Consider the following 21,716-nt stretch of genomic DNA (forward strand, 5'->3'; position numbering starts at 1 on the left):
CAGCGCCACCACCTTGTCCTGCTGTCGGGCGTTGATCAGCGGGCCGCAGTCGGGATCCCGCTCGCCGACATCGCAGCGCAGAGCCTCGAAGCGCGTCTTGAGCTGTGCCACCACGTCGTCATGAATCGAGGCTTCCACCAGCAGCCGGCTCCCTGCAGAACATGTCTGCCCTGCATTCTGGATGATGCCGCGCACCACGGCCTCCAGTGCGGCCTCTCGATCTGCATCGGCAAATACCAGCTGAGGCGACTTGCCTCCCAGCTCCATGGTCACTGGCACATGATGCTCAGCACATGCCTGGGTCACACGAGTGCCAGTCTGCGGGGAGCCGGTAAAGGACAAATGATCGATACCAGGATGCTCCGCCAAGGCAGCCCCGGCTTCGCTACCCAGCCCGGGCACCACATTCAATGCCCCCTCAGGAAGGCCACTCTGCACTGCCAGTTCCGCCATGCGCAGGACACTGAGGCAAGCATCCTCGGCCGGCTTGAGCACACAGGTATTGCCTGCGGCCAAGGCAGCCGCGACGCAACGCCCGAAAATCTGTGCGGGGTAGTTCCAGGGAATGATCTGGGCGCAGACGCCCCAGGGTTCACGCAGCGTCATCACCGCATAATCATTGGCGAACGGCAGCGTTTCCCCATGCAGCTTGTCAGCAGCCCCGGCATAAAAACGGAAGTATTTCGCACAAGCCGCAATATCCCCCTTGGCCTGAGTCATGGGTTTGCCGGTGTCGGCACACTCCAGCTTGGCCAGGTTCTCGGCATCCGCGTCGATAGTATCGGCAAAGGCATACAGCCATGCTCCACGCGCACCGGCGGACCAACTGGCCCACGTGCCCAGCTTCCCTTCGAAGGCGGCTCGAGCCGCGGCTACGGCAGCGGCAACGTCATCCGCCTGGCAACGTGCGATAGAGGCGATGGTGCTTGCGCAGGCTGGGCGCTGAACGTCCAGGGTTTCGGCGGTATCGCTCCACTGTCCGCCAATCAGGGCACCACGGGGAGGTGTGATGGGTAGTACGAACATCGAACCAACTCCTTTGGAAACACTGCTTAAATGTCTGCGCTACTCAATCACTGCGTTGCGCGGTGCGCGGAATCCTCACATATACACCATATGCTCCGGTTCCTGTGCTCCGGGCGCCTTGTGCTTGAGCATGCTCGTCGATTTATTCAGCATTTCCCTTTGACAAAGTTCAGGGCAAAGCTCGGGGCAAGATTCAGCAACTCAATACAACAGCTCAACCAGCCCGAGCGAAATCCACGGCAGATAGGTGATGGCCATCAAACAAGCCAATACCACCAATACAAAGCGCAACAGCCAGGGCATCAGCTCATCAATGGACAGCTTGGCCACGGCGCAGGCAGCAAACAGATTGACCCCGAGCGGCGGGGTGAACATGCCCAGCGCCAGATTGACCACCACGATCAGACCGAAATGCACAGGATCGATACCGTACTGCACCGCAATCGGTGTGAAGATCGGTGCCAGCACTAGAATCGCTGCAGATGTCTCGACGAACATGCCGACTACCAGCAACATCAGATTGACGGCCAGCAGAAAGCTCACCGGGCTCGCAAACACCTCAGTCACCCAGGCCGCCACATGCCCCGGCAAGCCAGAGCGACTGATCAGAAAGCTGAACAGTGCCGCCGCAGAGATGATCAGCATCACGGTTGCAGTGGAAATGACACTCTGACGCAGAATCGGCAGCAATTCCGCCAGGCTCAATTCGCGATAGACGAGTCCACCGACCACCAGAGCATAGACCACGGCAACCGCCGAAGCCTCAGTGGGAGTGAAGACACCGCCATAGATGCCACCGATGACCACGACCGGCATCAACAATGCGGCCCAGGCACGGCGAAAGGCCTGGGGAAAAGCCGCCCTGTCCTCGCGGTCACGCAGCCCATAACCGCGCAACTTGCAGAACACATAAAGAAACAGCAGCAGAGCGCAACCAATCAACAGCCCCGGACCCACCCCGGCAATGAATAGCCGACCGATGGAGGTGTCTGTGCTCACGCCATAGAGAATCAAGGGAATCGACGGAGGGATCAGGACACCCAGTTCCGCCGACGATGCCTGAATCGCCGCGGCCAGTGGACGCGGGTAGTCATGGGACACCATGGCCGGAATCAGGATGGAACCAATCGCAAAGGTGGTCGCGACACTGGAGCCTGAAACGGCAGCAAACAGCATGCAGGTCAGCACGCAGGTCATCGCGAGTCCGCCCTGCAGTCCTCCGACAATGGACTTGGCCAGGTCCACCAGGCGCTGGGAAATACCACCGGCCGACATCAGGTTGCCCGCCAGAATGAAGAACGGTATCGCCATCAGCGGGAAGTTGTCGATACCGACGAACATCTGCTGAGGCACCATCAGCAACGGAAAGCGGGTGAAGAACTCGATACCGATGATCGATGCCAGCAGGATCGACACCGCAATGGGGACCCCCAGGGCAAACAGAATGATCAGGGACAGCCCGATGGCAGCATTCATGAGCGCACCTTCTCCGTATCATTCTTCATGTCATCACTCTGCACGGATGACACGGCCTCCGGCACCTCGGCATCTGCTACTCCCAGTGCCTCGCGGCCGCTCAACTGAGCCAGCAGGCGCGCGGCCACCGACAGCGATGAAAACGCCGCGCCGACAGGAATGGCAGCATAAATCCAGGCAATCGTGATCCCCACACCGGACAGCTTCTGAGAACTGACTCTCAAGGTCATTTGTGTGCCGTACACCACCAGTACCATCAGGACGATGAGACAACATATGGCGATGAGCACTTCGATCCACTTGATCGCGGTTTCAGGCACCAGATTGTAGATCGCCTCCACGGCCATCATGTAACCGCCGCGAAAGCAGGCCGCTGCCCCCAGAAACACACACCAGATCATGCTTGAGCGAGCCATGACTTCGGACCAGGTGGATGGCGCATCGAGGACGAAGCGCGTCAATACCTGATAGAACGCCAGGCTGACCGAAACGATCAGCATCAACACTGCCACATACAGTGCGCACTGCGATAGCGCACGCTCGAAGCGCAGGAACAGGTCCAGCATCAGCACTTCCTCCGGAAAACACGTTGCAGGGCACGAGGCTCAGCCACCTCGTGCCCTGACTGTTTCAGGATTCGCTACACTCGCTGGCACGAATGCGGTCCAGCCATTCACTACCATATTCGTCGGTGTAGATCTTGTAGGCCGGTTGAACCGCCTCACGGAAGGGTGCCTTGTCGATGTCTCGCACTACGCTCATGCCCTTGCTTTCGAGCTCGTCGACACCTTCGGTTTCCAGCCGGGACACCATCTCCCGAGTCGCTTCAGCGCCAGCTCGGGCCGCTTCGATGAACCAACCTTTCTGTTCGTCGCTGAGCCCATCCCACAGTATCGGAGAGCCCAGCATGATGGCGGGTGAATAGACATGCCCGGTCAGCGACAGATGGTCCTGCACTTCCCACAGGTTGCTGGTGAGAATCACCGAGATAGGGTTTTCCTGACCATCGACCGTACCCTGCTGCAGGGCGGTGAACAGTTCCGGGAACGCCATGGGGGTCGGATGTGCGCCCATGGCCTTGAATGCTGCCATGTGCACTTCGTTCTCCATGGTACGGATCTTGAGACCCGCATCATCCTGCGGTGTCTTGATGTCGCGCACATTATTGGTCATGTGGCGGAAGCCGTTCTCACTCCAGGCCAAGCCAATCAGGTCATGCTCGCTGACCTTGTCGAGCAGCTCCTGGCCTATCTCACTGTCGAGCACGCAGCGGGCATGGTCGTAGTCATCGAACAGGAACGGCAGGTCGAGTACATAGGATTGCGGAACGAAATTGCCCAAGGGTCCGGTGGAAGTGATCACGGCATCAATGGTGCCGATCTGCAGCCCTTCGATCATGGCTCGCTCACCACCCAGTGATCCAGAGGTGTGCTCCTCGACCACGAGCTCGCCCCCGGAAAGCTCTTCCAGCTTGGCCTTGAAGGCATCGACGCCCGCGGAATAGTGGGAGTTGTCCGACAGCGTATGCCCCACATTGACGGTCTGGACCGCCAGCGCCGGCAGCGACAGGCAAAACAATGCCGGCAAGGTCATGCTGGCCAGCCTCTGGGGCAGGCGAAGAGCTAAGGAGGTGGCTGGGCGTGCTTGTATTGTCATTGTTATATCCTTTTGGCTTTATTGCTCAGGGAACACGAGGCTGCGAACAAGCTACTGAGCTCGACCATATGGCATTGACATTCGCCTTGCCTGGCCATTGCTCGTCACCTTTATCAGCCGCCTCTCACTGCATAAATACCTGCTGCGTGCGTATCAGTCGGTTAGCCCGTCTGTTCTGACATGAAAGCATCCACCACGGCATCAAAGTCGTCGTCAGCTCGGAACCCCAGGCGCAGCGCCTTGGCGGTATGGAAGCGCCCTGGCCAGCTGGCAACGATGGCCGTCACGCCCTCATCAGGCTCATGGTGCACTCGTGACAGCGCCTCTTCGCCGCCCTTGCGCTGCAGGGCATCCAGCATATCGGCAACGGTTACCGTAATACCGGGCAGCATCAATGCACGGCATGCGCCCAATTCCACCGCATCCACTTCAGCACCATGTACCAGGCACTCGACCACCCGGGCGGGCGACATCACGAACAGTTCAAGATCCGTGGGGACCGGGCATACTGCCTCTTCACCGTTGAGCGGCTCACGCAAAATGCTGGACGCAAAACTGGAAGCCGCCGCATTGGGTCGGCCGGGACGAATGACAATGGTCGGCAGGCGCAGCACCCGACCATCGACCAGGCCACGGCGACTGTAGTCATTGATCAGCAACTCGCACATGGCTTTCTGGGTGCCATAGCTGCTCTGTGGCATCAGGGCCGTCATGTCATCGAGCACGTTGGGTAATTGGCCGCCATACACTGCCACGGAGCTGGCCATGATCAGGCGGGTCTGGTTCAGGCCTCGTGCTCGACAACCTTCAAGCAGGGAACGGGTGGTATCGAAATTCACCCGCATGCCCAGGTCGAGATCAGCCTCGGCTGCAGAGCTGACGACAGCCGCCAGGTGATAGATGACATCAGGTCGTCCATCCAGCAGCGCATCCCAGGCGTCGGGAGCACTCAGGTCCCGCGAAGCAGTGGTAATGGACAGCTCTGGCGATATCGTGTGCTCGGCCGAAGGCGCCACCTGATCCACCAGTGTCAAGCGTGTCAGCGTGCGCCCATTGAGCTCGCCCCTGGCGATCAGGGCCTCGATCAGGCGTTGGCCAAGAAATCCGGCCGCGCCGGTGATCAGAATATGCATAAGCGCTCCACCTGGTAGTGATAGAAACGAGCTATAGAAACGAGTGATAGAAACGAGTCACAGCAACGGGTACAGAGATAGAGCACAGGAACAGATCACCGGGAATGGTCCGAAGCTGGCGTACCAGGCTCCAGACCATAGGCGCGTGCCCAGCCTAGTCCTGCAAGCGTCTCGCCCGCGGGACGATACTCACAACCGACCCAACCGTCGTAACCCAACGCTTCGAGTCGCTCCAGCACTGCCGGATAGTGGACTTCGCCCTGATCAGGTTCGTGCCGCTTGGGCACTCCGGCAATCTGGACATGCCCGATGCGTGAAAACTGGGTTTCAAGGTGACGAATCAGGTCTCCTTGAACGATCTGGCAGTGATAGACATCGAACTGGATCTTGAGATGGGAAGAAGCCATCTCATCCACGATCTGACGTGCCATTTCCTGGGTCTGGAGGAAATACCCCGGCATGTCACGCCCATTGATGGGCTCGATCAGCAAGGTACGTCCAGCCTGCTCGCAGACCTTGGCAGCGTGGCGCAGATTGCCGAGATAGGTCTGCAGGTGTGTCTGGCGGACGGCTTCATCAGCACCATCAGGTAGCACTCCGGCCATGGCATGCAGGCGCGGGCAATCAAGGGCGGCAGCATATTCCAGCGCCTGCTCAAGGCCATCACGAAACTCGGCTTCGCGCCCCGGCAAGCTGGCCAGGCCACGCTCTCCTGCCTCCCAGTCTCCCGGGGGGAGATTGAACAGCACTTGTGACAGACCGTGGCACTCAAGGCGCTGCCGAATATCCGACGCGTCATAGGCATAGGGAAAAAGGTATTCGACACCGCGGAAACCGGCTTCAGCCGCTGCCGCAAAGCGATCGAGAAAGTCATGTTCCTGGAACATCATGCTGAGATTGGCAGCCAGGCGAATCATGTTTGTCCTCAACGATAAGAGCGGCTCTCAGTCCCGTGGAAAGCGGGCTTCAAGCTCAGCAATCTGTTCACGGGTCAGGCAGCGCGGGTTGTGGCCCCGCAGCAGCAGAAACAGCTTGGCCGTTTCTTCCAGCTCCTCGGTGGCATATACCGCCGCCTCCAGTGACCTGCCCGCCACTACCGGCCCATGGTTGGCCAGCAATACCGCACTGTGCTTGCCCGCCAGACCTTTGACGGCATCACCCAATGTCGGGTCTCCCGGGACGTGGTAAGGCACCAGCGGCAGTTTCCCTACGCGCATGACGTAATACGCAGTCAGTGGTGGAATACAGTCGTGATGGTCAACATCCGGCAGGCAGGACACCGCCACGGAATGCGTCGAATGCAGGTGCACAATGGCCTGTGAGCGCGGACGCTCGCCGTACATCGCCATGTGCAGGAAGCTTTCCTTGGTCGGCTTGTCGCCATCGACCCACTCGCCACTGCCCGAAAGCCGTGAGATTCGCGCGGGGTCCAGGCGCCCGAGACAGGCATTGGTCGGCGTCATCAGCCAGCCACCGTCCGCGAGGCGCACACTGATGTTGCCGCTGGATCCCATGGTCAGGCCGCGATCAAACAACGATTTGCCATAGGTTGCGATCTGCTCTCGCAGCGCGTTGTCGTCGTGGTACTTGAGGATCTCGCTCATGACGTCTGATCCTCCAGACCTGCTTCGTCCAGCGATGGAAAAGCGCGGCTAAAGATATCGACGCCACCAAAATTGCCGGACTTGAGCGCCAGTGATAGCGTGCGCCCATTGACCTGGGCCTGGGTCCAGGGCACACCAGGATCAATCTGCGGGCCAATACGCAACTCGCTCAGGGCCAGAGCCGACACTACGGCGCCAGAAGTCTCCCCTCCCGCCACCAGCAGACGCCCGACGCCTTCCTTCACCAGCGTGACAGCCAGCCTGGCCATGGCGGCTTCGACCACGGCTCCCGCCTTGGCCACACCCAGCTTCTGCTGAGCCACCTTGATGCTTTCCGGAGCCGCTGAAGCATAGATCAACACCGGCTTGTCCGGGTGCTGAGCATAATGATCACGCACAAAATCCAGCGCTGATTCGATGGCGGTATCGCTTGCAGCCAATGCCAGAGGATCCAGCGCCAGACCCGAATGACGCTCAAGGAAATGCGCTACCTGTCCCAATGTCGCTCGGGAGCAGCTTCCCGACAGCACCAGTTGATGACCTTCGGCACGAGATAGCCGAGCCGCATCTTCCTGAACCTTCAGCCAACCCTTGCGGCGATATTGTGCAGGCAGTGCCAGCCCGAGCCCTGAGCCTCCCGTGACCAACTCATGATCCACACAGGCCTCGGCCAGCACGTCGAGATCGGTATCATCCAGCGTGTCGCAGATCACATGGCGTACGTCTTCATCGTGCAGTCGCTCAAGGCGCTCTCTGACAGTGCCGGCACCTTCTGAAATGACAGCATGCGACACGGCTCCCACTCGATGCGGTGTCTGACGCCCCAAGACCCTGACCAGATCAGCATCGGTCATGGGATTGAGCGGGTGGTCCTGCATGCCGCTGTCATTGAGCAGGCGGTCACCCACGAACAGATGCCCTTGATACACCGTACGTCCGGTGGCAGGGAAAGCCGGTACCATCACGGTCTGCATGGCCTTCAAGCGATCAAGCAAGGCATCGGCCACCGGGCCGATATTGCCTGCATCAGTGGAGTCGAATGTCGAGCAGTACTTGAAGAAGATCTGCTTCGCGCCCATGGCCTTGAGCCAGTCCAGTGCAGCCAGGCTATCGGCAATAGCCTCGTCGACCGGACAGGAACGTGACTTCAGCGCCACGACCACGGCATCCACGTCAGCCGGCAAGGCTCGCTCGCCGGGTACCCCCAGCACCTGGACCGTACGCATGCCTGCACGCACCAGGTTGTTGGCCAGATCAGTGGCCCCGGTAAAGTCGTCAGCGATGGCTCCCAGCACCAGGCTCATGGTGTCTCTCCCGCCTCAAGGCAGGCATCATTGGCCGCTGGCAGCGAAAAGCCTGCCGTGGCTTCATAGACCTTGATCACGGCCGCATCATCCTCACGCCCCAGTCCCATGCCGCTGGCTGCGGTGAACTGTTGCAGTGCGCTTGCTGCCACAGGCATGGCAAGGCGCAATTCACGCCCGGTATCATGCACGATGTTCAGGTCCTTGACGAAGATATCCACCGCCGAGAGCGGGGTGTAATTGCCATCGAGGATATGCGGCACTCGGTTCTCGAACATCCACGAGTTGCCTGCTGACTGAGTGATGACGTCATATAGTCGACGGCCGTCGATGCCCATTTTCAACCCCAGCGCCATGGCTTCGGCCGCTGCCGCAATGTGCACACCGGCCAGATGCTGATTGACCAGCTTGACACTGGATCCTGCTCCCGGTGTATCACCCAGCCGGTGCACGGTAGCGGCCATGCCCTCCAGTACCGTGGCCGCCTTGGCAAAGGCCGTTGCACTTCCAGAAGCCATCACCGATAGCTCGCCGCTGTTGGCCTTGGCGGCTCCCCCGCTGATCGGTGCATCCAGGCATTCCAGTCCCGCTTCCACCAGGCGCTCACCCAGCGATACGGCAAAGGCTGGAGCCACCGTGGCACACTGGATCACCAGGCTGCCGGGTGCCAGTCTGTCTGCCAGCCCGGGGTGCTCCTGGGAACCAAACAGTACCGCTTCTACCTGAGCGGAATTGACCACCACCAGCAGCACAACGCTGCACGACTCCGCCAATGCCTGCGGCGATGCCACACTGCGCCCGCCCTCGGCCTCGAACGCCCGACAGGCCCGAGTCGAGACATCGCAACCCACGACCTCAAGCCCTGCCCGCAGCAAAGAGCGAGCGATCCCCATTCCCATGGCACCCAGGCCAACGACCCCGATTCCCTCTTTGCCCGTCATCGACCGGCTTGTCATCGATTCACTTGTCCTCGATGCCGGGCTTTCAGAATCAAGGGAAGGCGGCGAGTCGTGGCTCATGGAAAAGTCCTCAGTCGCGTATTGGAAGGCTTGGAGTCATTGCCACCTGTGTGCTGGTGAACGGTGGCACCGATTAAATGTTAGCGCTAACATTTTGTAGTCAAGAACATCGGGCAGCGCAATACTCAAATACCGGTCATCGACCAAGGTATAAGCAGATCAGGTACTTCGGTATACCATCAGGGAAGTGCAGAACAGAGACACCAACACATGACCGACCAACCATCTACGGAACGCAGGCGACGCAAGGGACTGGACAGCCCGACGCTCAGTGATGTCGCCAGAGAAGCCGGAGTTTCCTCGATTACCGTGTCACGAGCACTCAACGCCCCTGACAGCGTCCGCGCCAACACACGCAAGAAGATCGAAGCCGCCATCGACAAGGTCGGCTATGTGCGCAATATGGTGGCCGGGAGCCTGGCCTCAGCCAGTTCGCGTTTCATTCCTGTCATCGTGCCTTCGCTCTCCAACGTGGTATTCGTTGAAGTGATTCAGGGGTTGCAAGCCACTTTTGAACAGCATGGCTACCAGATATTGCTGGGCAACACCGACTACAGCATGAAGCGGGAAGAAGAGCTGATCCGCACTTTCCTTGGCTGGTCACCAACCGCCCTGGTCACGACCGGCTTGCGTCACCAGGAAAGCCTGAGCAACCTGCTCGCACGCTACCAGCGGCCACTGGTAGAGATCATGGAGCTGGGCGATGCCATCGACATGAACGTCGGCATGTCCCACTACCGAGCCGGTCACTGCATGGCCGATCATCTGGTATCCCGAGGCTATCGCCGCATTCTCTATGCTGGCACTCAGATGGAAGGCAACTATCGCACACGACAGCGTTACGAAGGCCATCGCGAGCGCCTGCTGCAATCTGGGCTCGACGCCCCCTTGATGGAATGGCGGACGCCAAGCCACTTCGATCTCGGCGCCACGGCTCTGGACGCCGCACTACACGAATATCCCAATATCGAAGCCATCCACTTCACTGATGACGTCATGGCTTCGGGAGCCTTGCTCCACGCAACGAAAAGGGGCCTCAAGATACCCGAGGACATCGCCATTGCCGGCTTCACCGGCCTGCCATTCGGCCAGGCCCTGACCCCCCGCCTGACCACTGTTGTCTCCCCGCGCGAGGCCATTGGCCGACTTGCCGCCACCCAGATCATCACGCGCCTGGAAGGGCAACAGCCACAACAGCACAGCATCGATGTAGGGTTCGAATTGATTGTCGGCGAGAGCAGTTGAGTCTCGTCTTATCGACTCTCGACGATCAAACGAACAGACTCCATACAAATGAACAAAAGACACCAATATGAAATAATGTTCAAGCCCTGAACATGGGTGATATTTTCCATATAAAACAATGAAAACAATATTATGTAGACTAATGTCTAGGCAATGAACACTGTCGTTTTTTTGACTCCATCGACCAAATCCACCATACATAGGCTCACAATATGAACATATGAACAACGGTGGATCATGAGTTCTCCTTACCTCTTGCATGCGGAGGGCATCCGCAAGTCTTTCTCCGGCGTCCCCGCCTTGCTGGATGGCCATCTGGCGCTGCGCCCCGGAACCGTGCACGCCCTATGCGGCGGCAATGGTGCAGGCAAGTCCACCCTGCTCAATATCCTGATGGGCATCATTGAACGCGATGCGGGCACAGTCAGAATGAAGGGGCATGAAGTCACCTTCAACAGCCCTCATGCTGCGCTGAAAGCAGGCATTGCCATGATCAGTCAGGAGCTGGAACCCGTTCCTGAAATGAGCGTGGCAGAGAACATCTACCTGGGCCGTGAACCTCGCACACGCCTAGGCCTGATCGATCACCGCGCCATGCAGCGACAAACATGCGAACTACTCGCCTCTCTCGAGCTGGACCTGGCGCCAGATGCCAAGCTGGGCAACTTGAGCATCGCTGACATGCAGATGGTGGAAATAGCCCGTGCGATTTCCCAGGACGCCCACATCATCATCATGGATGAACCGACATCCGCTATTGGAGAACGGGAAACCGAGCTGCTGTTTTCCGCTATCGGGCGCCTGAAGCAACGAGGAGCCGGCATCATTTATGTCTCCCATCGCATGAACGAGCTGTATCGCATTGCCGATGACTACACCATCATGCGTGACGGCACCTTCATTGAATCCGGCGCCATGGCCGACATAGACCGCCATCGCCTGATCACTACCGTGCTGGGTAAGGAGCTTGATGAGGAATATGCCAAGTTCAATCGTCCCGGCGACAACACTCTTCTAGAAGTCGATGGATATGGACGTGGCAGCGCTTTCCAGCAGGTATCCCTGCATCTGAAGTGCGGCGAGATTCTCGGTATTTTCGGGCTGATGGGTTCTGGTCGTAGCGAGTTTCTCGATGCTCTGTTTGGCGCCGCTCCCGCCGACCACGGTGAAGCCCGCCTGGAGGGCTCCCCATATCACCCCCGCCACCCAGGTGATGCCATGCGCGCAGGCTTTGCCTACGTCACAGAAGACCGCAAGGGCAGTGGTTTGGTGATGGATGCCAGCATCAAACGCAATGTCACACTGGCTTCCATTGCCGACGTCGCGCATGCCGGCCTGATCAATGAATCCAGGGAAAATCTCGCCACCCGCCCTTTCATCGACAGACTGCACATCAAGGCCAGTTCCGTCGACATGCCGGTAAGACAGATGAGCGGTGGTAACCAGCAAAAGGTCGTGCTGGCCAAGTGGCTCCAGACCAATCCTCGAATACTCATGCTCGATGAACCTACTCGAGGTGTCGATGTAGGTGCCAAACGCGAGATTTACGCCTTCATGTCGGAGTTTGCCCAGGATGATCGCGCCATTCTCATGACATCTTCGGAGATTCCGGAGGTACTGGGCATGAGTGACCGCGTGCTCGTATTTCGCAAAGGCCGCATCAGCGGAGAACTATCAGGCTCGGAACTGACACAGGAAAACCTGGTTCGCCTGTCCTCCTGAACCGCACGACAGCCGGCCGCTCCACCTTCTACAAGAACCCAGAAACGGCGAGGAACCTTGCCATGTCACAGTCTTCATCCTTGACCTCCAGCCCTGTCCCCAAGGGCAAGCCAAGTCACAACCTGGCATCCTTCATGAGCGATTATGGCATTGTGATCGCCTTCATCGTTCTATGCGTCGTGCTATCGGTAGTCTCGCCCTACTTTCTCGGCGTCAACAACCTACTCAATGTGCTGCGCCAAGTGTCAATCAATGGCGTGCTGGCCATTGGCATGACCTTTGTCATCCTGACCCGGGGCATCGACCTGTCTGTCGGCTCGGTGATGGCCTTCTCCGCCATGGTCGCTGCCAGCTTCGCCGGCGCCAGCGCCGATTACGGCCTGATCCTGCCTATCCTTCTCGGCCTAGGGGCCGGTCTAGTACTGGGCAGCATCAATGGCCTGATGGTGGCACGCTTCGCCATTCCACCGTTCGTCATGACGCTGGGAATGCTGAGCATGGCGCGTGGCCTCACCTACATCTATAGCGACGGCATGCCAATCTCCAGCCTGTCCTCACACTTCCTGTGGCTCGGACAAGGCATGGTGGCCGGCATTCCCGTACCCGTTCTACTGTTCGCGACGGTTTTCATCATCGCCTGGTTCACGCTGCGCTACACCGCCTTTGGTCGCTACGTCTATGCCATTGGCGGCAACCCCACCGCCTCACGCCTGTCAGGCATCAACGTACGTCGCATCACCTTCTCCGTATATGCCATCTCCGGCATCCTCTGCGGCCTGGCCGGCCTGATGATTGCGGCACGCACCTCCGCCGCCCTGCCCCAAGCGGGAGTGGCCTATGAGCTCGACGCCATTGCCGCCGTGGTGATTGGCGGCACCAGTCTGGCGGGCGGCAAGGGTCGCATCATCGGCACTCTGTTCGGCGTACTGATCATCGGTGTCATCAACAACGGCCTCGACCTTCTCGGTGTGTCGTCCTTCTATCAGCAACTGGTCAAGGGCGCCATCATCGTCATTGCCGTCATGCTTGATCGCTCACGACTCACCAATGCCTGATGCCTGATGCCTGATGCCTGATGCCTGCACATGACACTCCATACGCCAGCAATAGCAACAACAAGCCACACGCAGTAACAGCGAAGCATAACGACCAGTACAACACGACAGCTCGAAAAACGAGGCAGATCACAATGAACAAGCTTCTCGCAGGACTCGCCATTTCCACCCTTACGGCAGTCACCACAACCTCTTCCCTGGCTGCAGACCCGATTCGTATTGGTGCAGCAACCTATGGTCTTCAGGGGGAGTTCATGCAACTGTGGAGCAATGCGCTGAAGGATCATCCAGCCGTAAAGAGTGGCGATGTCGAGATTACCGTATTTGACGGGCGCTATGACGCCTTGGTGCAGTCCAGCCAGTTCGACAGCATGATTACCCGTCAGTATGACGCCATTCTCTTCGTTCCCATCGATGCCAATGCCTGTGTCGGCCCTGTCATCCAGGCCACCACCGCAGGCATTCCCGTAGTAGGTTCCAACACTCGCTGCAATACCGACCAACTCGCCGCATTCGTCGGCTCCGATGACGTTCTGGCCGGACAGATGGTAGCAGAGGAAGTTATCGATAAGGTCGGAGACAAAGGAAAGGTCGTCATCATAGAAGGCCCCATTGGCCAGTCGGCACAGATCGACCGCGCCAAGGGCATCGACAAGGTCCTGGCCGAGCATCCCGACGTCAAAGTCCTCGAACGACGCACAGCCAACTGGTCTCGCGCAGAATCCCTATCACTGATGGAAAACTGGCTGACAGCCCATCGCGGCGAAATCGATGGTGTCATTGCCCAGAACGATGAAATGGCCATCGGCGCCATTCAGGCCATTCAAGCCAGCGGTCTATCTGTTGACGATATCAGCGTGGCCGGCGTGGACGGTATCACCGATGCACTGAAAGCCGTGCAAAAAGGTCAGATGGCAACCATCCTGCAGGATGCCACTGCCCAGGCCCAAGGGGCACTGGATGTTGCCTTGGCTAAGCTGGGCAAGGCCGATGAGCTGCCGCAATCCGATACCTGGACTCGCTACCCTGACCTTGCCTGGAATAATGGCGCAAGCGATACCTACAACATTCCCTGGACAGTGGTCGGCAATGACAATGTTGAATCACTGCTCGCCCAACGCCAACAGTGACAAGCTACCCGCTCTCACTATTCCACTCCCCACGCAAGACAACGAGGAGTCTCCCATGTCGTTTGATTACAGCTTGTCACTCGATGGAAAGGTAGCGCTGATTACCGGCGCAGCTGCCGGCATCGGCAAGGCCATTGCTGAGGCCTATCTCGACCAGGACGCAAAAGTCGTACTGATAGATCGTAATCCCGATATTGCGGGCATTGCCTCGCAACTCGCCAACCAGGCTGGCAAGACAGGGAATGCTGTCGGTATTGTCGCGGACTTGACCGACAAGCAGAGCCTGGAAGGCGCGGTGCAGAATGCCATTACTGCATTTGGCATGATCGATATCCTGGTCAACTCCGCAGGCGTCGTGGAACTCGAACCTGCAGAAACCTTGTCCGAAGCAAACTGGGACAAGACGCTGTCGATCAATCTCAAGAGCGTTTTCATGATGTGCCAAGCTGTCGGACGCCATATGCTCAAGCGCGGTACCGGGCGCATCATCAACCTGGCCTCCCAGGCCGGCCTGGTTGCCCTGGACCAGCACCTAGCCTATTGCGCAAGCAAAGCGGGTGTCATTTCCCTGACTCAAGTACTGGCTCTGGAGTGGTCGCCACGCGGCGTCAATATCAACGCCATATCGCCCACCGTGGTACTTACCGAACTGGGCCGCAAGGCCTGGGCCGGCGAGGTGGGCGAAGCAATGAAACAGAAGATCCCTACCCGCCGCTTTGCCGAGCCAGAAGAAATTGCCATGGCAGCGCTGTACCTGGCCGGGCCCGGCTCAGGCATGATCAGTGGCGAAAACCTGGTGATAGATGGTGGCTACACGGCTCAATAAGCAAATCGCCATCAAGGAAACACGGCATGAATGCCTGCGCGGGCGAATCACTGGGCTATAGCCACCATCCATAGCGGCTATCCTTCGGACCATCCGAAGGGTGCTCCCATTCGCTCCCGGCGAATTGGTGCGCGGCGTTCACCATCCTCACCGATACCCCATAGGCTCCGGTGGTTGCGCTCCGGACGCCTTATGCGACCCGCATGGATGTGGGAAGTACGATTGTTGGTCAGGAACGCATGGCCTGCATTCCGCCAGGCTGATTTATTCAGCGATTCTCTGGATCACTCAGTCGACTACATAGCCTGAGCCCCTTATCCCACAGGGCTCAGGCTTTATATCTTTGTTGGGTACCTAGCCATCACTCGCTCTTCCACAGCCCCCGAGTAATGAACCACCGTCCTCATAGAGCGACGAATTCGATGACACTGCACTATGGAAAAGAAACTTCCCAAATCGCAATGAGAAAATTCTTATCCAGAGCATGCCCCATATCAGAACTATTGCGAGGCTTCTATGATTGGCAGCAACCCCCTACCACAACGAGAAAAAAATCATGGAAGGCATGCTATTTCTCAAGTCTCTTGGTGCGCTATTCGCCATCATGAATCCATTCATCGTACTGCCGCTTTTTCTGTCAATGACAGACAAAATGGATGCTAAAACTCAACGCTCAACTGCAATAAAAGTCGCCATTTCAAGCACAGTACTATGCGTTATAATTGCTTTTTCTGGCCAGCACATCCTGGAGTTTTTCGGCATCGAAATCGATGACTTCCGCGTTGCTGGCGGTATCGTTCTGATGCTTATTTCACTGGGAATGCTGAATGGAAACAACGCTCCATCACACTGCGGCTCCTCGGAAGAAGACGTTACCAAGGCAGTAGTGGATGACATTTCCTTCTACCCGCTGACATTCCCCATGACGATTGGCCCTGGCACCATCGCCACCATCATCGTATTTACTGGATTGGTACACAATACCGGGGATGCAATAGCACTGGGCAGCTCGCTGGCTATCGTGCTGGCAGCCATGACTGTGGTGTTGTGGTTTGCATCTGATATCGGCCGCCACATGTCTCAGAACCTACGCGTCATCATGACTCGTATAATGGGAATGATTCTTGCAGCAATCTCCGTCGAGATGGTAGTAGAAGGGCTACAATCCCTATTCCCCGGCTGGATGGCCTGATCCACATTTCTCGGTTGATCGACAGAACTGCAAGTGCTGCGATCGAATACGACAAGGCCGCCTCATGGGCGGCCTTGTCGTATACACCTGGTACAGGCACTCGGCACTCGGCTATCACTCACTCTTCCGCCAGACTGCTTGGCACCTGGCTATAACTGCGCATCGTCTGCTGATTCCAAGTCTCGAAGTGTTGATCCATCGCCTGGCGAGCCATCTCACGGTTGCGCGTTTTCACTGCAGCCACAATGGCAACATGAGTTTCGTTGGTCTTTTCCTGGGAAACAGGAGACTGACGAGCCAGCACTCGGCGCTGATGAAGCACCTTCTTCAGCACCGATGAAAGTCCCTGAAAGATGATCAATATGGCTGGGTTCTTGGCCATGATGGCCAACTGTTCATGGAAATCATAATCCGCCTGGAGCCCTTCCATCACATCCGTGGAGTTGACGATCTTGTCACATAGCGCTTCCAGGCGATCCAGCTCATGGTCCTGATGATTGGCAGCGGCAGCCTGTACAATTTCCCGCTCAAACATTTCCCTGGCAGTTTCCAGATGATCCACGGAAATGTAATTGAGCTTGAGCGCCAATTCAAAATACAGCTGAATAAAAACTGGCTCAGGCATTTTCAGGAAGGTACCACTTCCCTGCCTGCGTTCGATAAACCCAAGACTGTGCAAGACAGAGAGAACGTTTCTTACTGAAGTTCTGTGCATATCGAAATGCTCACACAAGGCTCTCTCCGGAGGTAACTTCAAGCGACCATCCTTGGAAAGCTCGGAGACAGACACAAATTCTTTCAGTCTGTCCAACAGATTCGGATCAATATCACTCATACCATATATCCAACACTGCCTCTGGCGAGGCGCACAGAGGCAGCATAGCATTACTCAGTGAATGTGCATGCCACCATTCACATCAATAGTGGCACCGGTGATATAGCTGGAAAGATCGGATGCCAGGAACAGGAAAGCCTTGGCCACATCTTCCGGAGCACCGAGACGATTGAGCGGAATGCCTTCCAGGATCTTCTGTTTCATGGCGTCATCCAGCTTGCCCCCAGTGATATCCGTGGCGATCAGGCCAGGAGTCACCGAGTTGACGCGTATTCCATGGACACCAAGCTCCCGCGCCATGGCCTTGCCCAGCCCCAGCATCCCAGCCTTGGCTGCACTGTAGTGCGGCCCACCAAAGATTCCACCCCCGCGCTGCGCAGACACGGACGACGTATTGACAATGGAACCGGATGCCTGCTGTTTCATCTGCGGGGTAACCGCCTGAGACATGTACAGCATTCCCCTCAGATTGACATCAAGGATCCTGTCATAGTCCTGCGGCTGAATTTCTTCGAATTTCACCGGCTGCGTGATACCCGCATTGTTGACCAGCACATCAATACGGCCAAATTTGTCCACGACAGCATCAGCCACCTTCTGGCAGTCTTCCTTGCTGGTGACATTACTTACCATGACAAGACAACGGTTAGTATCGAACAGAGCGCGAACCTCATCACAAGCCTGTTCATTGACATCGGTAATCACGATATTGGCACCGTGTTCATAGAACAGTTTTGCGGTACGCAGCCCAATACCATTGAGGCCTGCTGCGCCAGTGACGATGCACACCCTGTTTTCGAGCAGTTGTGACATGGTTATATCTCCTGTTTTATCGCGTTTATCCAGTCAATAGAGCGTTTGATATTGTTTTCTATCTCTGTCATTGGCACACAGGAATTCAGGCGCCATGGCTGTGCTTCCGTGTCTCGCCTCAGGCGAAAAGGAAGCTCCAGTGAAAATGGAATGCTTCTGCTGAACAGCTCCCTGATCAGTGGCGCTTCGTCGATATCGCCCTCCCCCAGAGAAGTAAAGACAATGCCGTCCTTCACTCTGGAACAGGACTTGATATGGAAGTGGTCCACGTCTGAAATCGCGGCAAGCGCATCCGTCAGCGGGTCCAGGCTCGAACAATGGGAAAGCAGGTTGCCGACATCGAAGTTGATTCCGAAGTCCCCAGACGCCAGGCGCTGCATCAGCGGACGAAGATCACTCGACTTGTCGATAAGATTCGCCACCCTGTTCCCCGGGTTCTCCAGCAGGATGCGAATACCATGGGCCCGCGCAATGGCAGCCAACTGGTCCGCCTGACTCAGGAAAATGTCGCTGGAAGCCATGGACGCTGCATTGGTGATCACATAACGGGCACCCAACTCGGCAGCGAACCGGCACCGTGCTTCCAGGCGCTGACAGGCATTGTGCTCACCAAGATCAATGTGACCTGAAAAATACCGGCATTCCTGATTGTGGCGGCGCATCTCCGCTTGCAGTTCACGCGCATAGGCAACACTGAGATCGTCATCGGTAAAGGCCTCGACATACCCTTCGATGAAAGCGACCTCGACCTGCCTGACACCACAACGGGCCAGTGACGAAAATATCTCTTCGAAAGCGTAACCATCATAGGCTGCCGTACTGACAGACACGTAACTAGACATCACCTTCTCCAGCCTGAGCGATGACATCCGAATCCTGTTCATTCAACAACCGCTCATTTCCTGACGGCTCATTCAGTAGCTGCCCATTCAACAGTTGCCCATTCAATAACTGCCCATTCAACAACTGATAGGTACGAATGACCTGGCTGTCGTCGAGCCGACCTTCACCACGCTCGGAAGAAGCGACAAACGACTGATAGGCAGACTGGGCCAGGGGCGTATAAGCCCGCGACTGCCTGGCAGCTTCGCAGACGATGCCAAGATCCTTGCAGAAGATATCGACGGCGCTGGTCACTTCGCCAGGTGGCAGGATCATGCGCGGGCCGCGGTCATTGATCATCCAGCTGGAAGCAGCAGAGCCTCCGAGCATTCGCACCATCACCTCCAGATCGAGACCATTCTTTTCGGCCAGTGCCAGCGCTTCGGCCGCCACTGCAATATGTACACCACACAACAGCTGATTGACGGCCTTGAAGGCAGAGCCCTGCCCCACCCGATCACCGGCATGGAAGAGATCACGCCCCAGCACTTCAAAGGCTCGCTGGCAGGCGGCCAGGGCTTCGGGCTCACCCGCAGACATGATGGTCAGGCTACCGGCCTTGGCTCCCACAACACCGCCGGATACCGGCGCATCGACATAGTGCAGGTCGGTGCGCAAGGCCTTGAGGTCGGCGTGAATAGCGGCAGCGTCTCCCGGGGCGATGGTCGACATCTGAATGATGCAGGCTCCGGGCTTCAGAGCTTCAGCCATGCCCTGGTCAAACAATAACTGCCGTACCTGATCGGCATTGACCACCATGATGAGCAGAGCATCCGCTTCGCCCAGGCGACGGACGGTATGCGTCAGCGCATCTTCATTTAATGACACATCGCCATCGCGATAGAACGCCTCGACACGACCAGCATCGACATCATAGGGCAGTACTTCGAAGCCCCCTTCCCGGAGATTGGACGCCATAGGCCAACCCATGGCGCCAAGTCCGGCGAAGACAATCGTTTCCATGTCAGCTTCCTCAGTAGATGATCAGGGCAGGAACGTAGGACACCAGCAGCAACACGATGAGAGCCACCAGATAGAACGGTACGAGCTCCTTGACCACCGTGCCGATCCGCTCCTTGGCAATGGCCGAGGCAACAAACAGGGTGGTTCCGATGGGCGGTGTGAACAGGCCGATACTGAGGTTGACGCACATCATGATGCCCAGTTGCACCAGGTCCAGGCCAATGGCATTGGCAATGGACACCAGGGTCGGGCCCAACAGCAGAATGGCGGCCGGCAGATCCAGGAACATGCCGATGAACAGCAGCAACAGATTAATGGCCAGAATGATCAACAAGGGATGCTTGAGATACTCCACCGCCCAGTTGGCCACCGCTTGAGGGACGCCACCGGATGTCAGGATATAGCCGATGATATTGGCCGCCGCGATGATCAGCATGACCACACCGGTGGTGATCACCGTATTGGTGAGAGCCGCCATGACCCGAGCACCCGTCAGGTCCCGATAGAGCAATGCACTGACTACGATGGCGTATGCCACGGCGATGATGCTGACCTCAGTGGGCGTCGCAATACCGGCTCGCAGTAGCACCAGGATGAACACTGGCATCATCAGGGCAGGCAAGGCACCGAGCATGGTCGAACGCACCTGGGCCCGAGTGTATTTCATCTGCAGGCGCGGAAATCCCCTGCGCTTGCCGGTGAAGTAACAGGCCGCCATCATGCCGAAGGCCAGCAACAGCGCCGGTATCACCGCCGCGATGAACAGCGAAGCAATGGATGAGTTCGATACCACGGCAAACAGGATCAGTGGAATCGAAGGCGGCATCAATCCGGCAATCACCGATGAAGAAGACGTCACTGCCGCACCAAAGGCGCCTGGATAACCTTCCCTCTTCTGCCACGGAATCAGCATTGAACCCAGCGCAGAAGCTTCAGCAACAGAAGAGCCGGATACACCACCGAAGATGGTGGAGCCAACGACGGAGACCTGGCCCAGGCCACCGTGATACTTGCCGACCAGCATCGAGGCCAGGCCAACCAGTTTCTGCCCCAGCTTGCCGGACATCATCAGGCTGCCGGAAAGGATGAAAAAGGGAATCGCAAGCAAGGGAAAGCTTTGCGTCGGCTGAAAGATCTTCATCACCGCCATGCTGGATGGCAGGGAGCCAAACACGGAAAGTGCCGCCCAGCCACTGATGACCAAGGAGTACCCCACCGGCATGGCCAACAGCATGAAAATGATGAAGCCCAGCAACATATTGACGGTCATAGCCCTTCCTCCCCATGGGATACCTGGGACTCGGAATGCCCGGCCAGCAGCAGCCCAATGTTGAGCAACGCCACCACGGCCAAGGCAGCAAAGCCGATCACCACCGACCAGTAAGCCCACGACATGGCAATATGCGTGATGGGCAAGCGCTGGCCTCCAGCGATTTCAATGACATTCAGGCCATGGAAAGCCATGGTAGAAAAAGCCACCAGCGCCAGGCCATCAACGGCCAGGGTCACGAGAAACCGCATGGATGCCGGCAGGCGCGCAACCACGATCTCGACGCCGATGTGCTCATTTCTGGCGGCGGCGGCAACAATGCTGCACATGGTCAACCACGGAAAAAACAGGTTGGGAACCTCGGCCACCCAGCCAAGATTGGTGGACAGCACATATCTCACGATCACCCCGGCCATCAGTGCCAGAAACATGACCAAAATCGAGACAATGGCGCCCCATCTAGCGATCTGATAGATCAGTTGTTTCGAGCTCAGCAACAGTGAAGCGACCGTAGCCACTTCACTGATGCGGCTCTCCTCGGAGAGCTTCATCACAGCAACCTCCC

At 57.5% G+C, this 21,716-nt stretch carries 21 protein-coding genes; 6 read left to right on the forward strand and 15 right to left on the reverse strand.

Going from position 1 to position 21,716, the window contains the following annotated elements:
• The 9 genes from Q1K07_RS19980 to ltnD all read right to left on the reverse strand — a co-directional run.
• Window positions 1–1,026, reverse strand: a 1,026-nt coding sequence (locus Q1K07_RS19980) for an aldehyde dehydrogenase family protein (protein ID WP_300315293.1), incomplete at its 3' end; no start/stop codon positions are given.
• 201 nt (window positions 1,027–1,227) lie between these two features.
• Complete coding sequence (locus Q1K07_RS19985) at window positions 1,228–2,502, reverse strand: TRAP transporter large permease (protein WP_300315296.1); 1,275 nt, start codon at window positions 2,500–2,502, stop codon at window positions 1,228–1,230.
• A complete protein-coding gene (locus tag Q1K07_RS19990) occupies window positions 2,499–3,068 on the reverse strand; it encodes a TRAP transporter small permease (protein ID WP_300315299.1) in 570 nt (189 codons plus the stop codon). The genes Q1K07_RS19985 and Q1K07_RS19990 overlap by 4 nt, the downstream gene beginning before the upstream one ends.
• 64 nt (window positions 3,069–3,132) lie before the next feature.
• Complete coding sequence (locus Q1K07_RS19995; RefSeq protein WP_300315302.1) at window positions 3,133–4,158, reverse strand: TRAP transporter substrate-binding protein; 1,026 nt, start codon at window positions 4,156–4,158, stop codon at window positions 3,133–3,135.
• 161 nt (window positions 4,159–4,319) lie between these two features.
• Window positions 4,320–5,291 (reverse strand): D-erythronate dehydrogenase, encoded by a 972-nt coding sequence (gene denD, locus Q1K07_RS20000; protein ID WP_300315305.1) that lies wholly within the window; start codon window positions 5,289–5,291, stop codon window positions 4,320–4,322.
• A 95-nt stretch (window positions 5,292–5,386) separates the two neighbouring features.
• Window positions 5,387–6,208 (reverse strand): 2-oxo-tetronate isomerase, encoded by an 822-nt coding sequence (gene otnI / locus Q1K07_RS20005; RefSeq protein ID WP_300315307.1) that lies wholly within the window; start codon window positions 6,206–6,208, stop codon window positions 5,387–5,389.
• 27 nt (window positions 6,209–6,235) lie between these two features.
• A complete protein-coding gene (gene otnC, locus Q1K07_RS20010; RefSeq protein ID WP_300315310.1) occupies window positions 6,236–6,895 on the reverse strand; it encodes a 3-oxo-tetronate 4-phosphate decarboxylase in 660 nt (219 codons plus the stop codon).
• Window positions 6,892–8,199, reverse strand: coding sequence for a 3-oxo-tetronate kinase (gene otnK, locus Q1K07_RS20015; RefSeq protein WP_300315313.1), 1,308 nt, complete (start codon window positions 8,197–8,199; stop codon window positions 6,892–6,894). Before otnK ends, otnC begins: the two co-directional genes overlap by 4 nt.
• Window positions 8,196–9,155: an L-threonate dehydrogenase gene (ltnD, locus tag Q1K07_RS20020; protein ID WP_300315316.1), complete on the reverse strand. Its 960-nt coding sequence runs from the start codon at window positions 9,153–9,155 to the stop codon at window positions 8,196–8,198. The genes otnK and ltnD overlap by 4 nt, the downstream gene beginning before the upstream one ends.
• A gap of 273 nt (window positions 9,156–9,428) precedes the next feature.
• Here ltnD and Q1K07_RS20025 point away from each other — a divergent pair, with 273 nt between their 5' ends.
• The 6 genes from Q1K07_RS20025 to Q1K07_RS20050 all read left to right on the forward strand — a co-directional run bounded on the left by Q1K07_RS20025 (window position 9,429) and on the right by Q1K07_RS20050 (window position 16,388).
• The gene (locus Q1K07_RS20025) at window positions 9,429–10,463 is read left to right on the forward strand and encodes a LacI family DNA-binding transcriptional regulator (protein WP_300315318.1); all 1,035 of its coding nucleotides are present in this window, start codon (window positions 9,429–9,431) and stop codon (window positions 10,461–10,463) included.
• Window positions 10,464–10,700: 237 nt separating this feature from the next.
• Window positions 10,701–12,185, forward strand: a complete 1,485-nt coding sequence (locus tag Q1K07_RS20030) for a sugar ABC transporter ATP-binding protein (protein ID WP_300315321.1) — start codon at window positions 10,701–10,703, stop codon at window positions 12,183–12,185.
• A gap of 62 nt (window positions 12,186–12,247) precedes the next feature.
• Window positions 12,248–13,240: a ribose ABC transporter permease gene (locus Q1K07_RS20035; protein WP_300315324.1), complete on the forward strand. Its 993-nt coding sequence runs from the start codon at window positions 12,248–12,250 to the stop codon at window positions 13,238–13,240.
• Between the two features lie 134 nt (window positions 13,241–13,374).
• On the forward strand, window positions 13,375–14,370 hold the full coding sequence (locus Q1K07_RS20040; RefSeq protein WP_300315327.1) for a substrate-binding domain-containing protein: 996 nt from the start codon (window positions 13,375–13,377) through the stop codon (window positions 14,368–14,370).
• 55 nt (window positions 14,371–14,425) lie between these two features.
• Window positions 14,426–15,196, forward strand: a complete 771-nt coding sequence (locus Q1K07_RS20045; protein ID WP_300315330.1) for a GolD/DthD family dehydrogenase — start codon at window positions 14,426–14,428, stop codon at window positions 15,194–15,196.
• 520 nt (window positions 15,197–15,716) lie between these two features.
• Window positions 15,717–16,388 carry a MarC family protein gene (locus tag Q1K07_RS20050; RefSeq protein WP_300315333.1) on the forward strand — a complete coding sequence of 224 codons (672 nt, stop codon included), beginning with the start codon at window positions 15,717–15,719 and terminating at the stop codon, window positions 16,386–16,388.
• A 118-nt stretch (window positions 16,389–16,506) separates the two neighbouring features.
• On the opposite strand, the gene Q1K07_RS20055 is transcribed toward Q1K07_RS20050, so the two are convergent.
• From Q1K07_RS20055 to Q1K07_RS20080, 6 genes are read right to left on the reverse strand one after another with little or no spacing between them, the layout of a single operon-like run.
• Complete coding sequence (locus tag Q1K07_RS20055) at window positions 16,507–17,223, reverse strand: FCD domain-containing protein (protein ID WP_300315336.1); 717 nt, start codon at window positions 17,221–17,223, stop codon at window positions 16,507–16,509.
• A 54-nt stretch (window positions 17,224–17,277) separates the two neighbouring features.
• Window positions 17,278–18,036, reverse strand: a complete 759-nt coding sequence (locus Q1K07_RS20060; RefSeq protein ID WP_300315339.1) for an SDR family oxidoreductase — start codon at window positions 18,034–18,036, stop codon at window positions 17,278–17,280.
• A gap of 2 nt (window positions 18,037–18,038) precedes the next feature.
• Complete coding sequence (locus Q1K07_RS20065; protein ID WP_300315342.1) at window positions 18,039–18,878, reverse strand: TIM barrel protein; 840 nt, start codon at window positions 18,876–18,878, stop codon at window positions 18,039–18,041.
• Complete coding sequence (locus tag Q1K07_RS20070; RefSeq protein WP_300315345.1) at window positions 18,871–19,881, reverse strand: NAD(P)-dependent oxidoreductase; 1,011 nt, start codon at window positions 19,879–19,881, stop codon at window positions 18,871–18,873. Before Q1K07_RS20070 ends, Q1K07_RS20065 begins: the two co-directional genes overlap by 8 nt.
• A 10-nt stretch (window positions 19,882–19,891) precedes the next feature.
• Window positions 19,892–21,151: a TRAP transporter large permease gene (locus Q1K07_RS20075; RefSeq protein WP_300315347.1), complete on the reverse strand. Its 1,260-nt coding sequence runs from the start codon at window positions 21,149–21,151 to the stop codon at window positions 19,892–19,894.
• Window positions 21,148–21,702, reverse strand: coding sequence for a TRAP transporter small permease (locus Q1K07_RS20080; RefSeq protein ID WP_300315350.1), 555 nt, complete (start codon window positions 21,700–21,702; stop codon window positions 21,148–21,150). The genes Q1K07_RS20075 and Q1K07_RS20080 overlap by 4 nt, the downstream gene beginning before the upstream one ends.
• Window positions 21,703–21,716 lie beyond the last annotated feature (14 nt).

Source organism: Halomonas sp. (assembly GCF_029263665.1).
Classification (GTDB): domain Bacteria; phylum Pseudomonadota; class Gammaproteobacteria; order Pseudomonadales; family Halomonadaceae; genus Halomonas.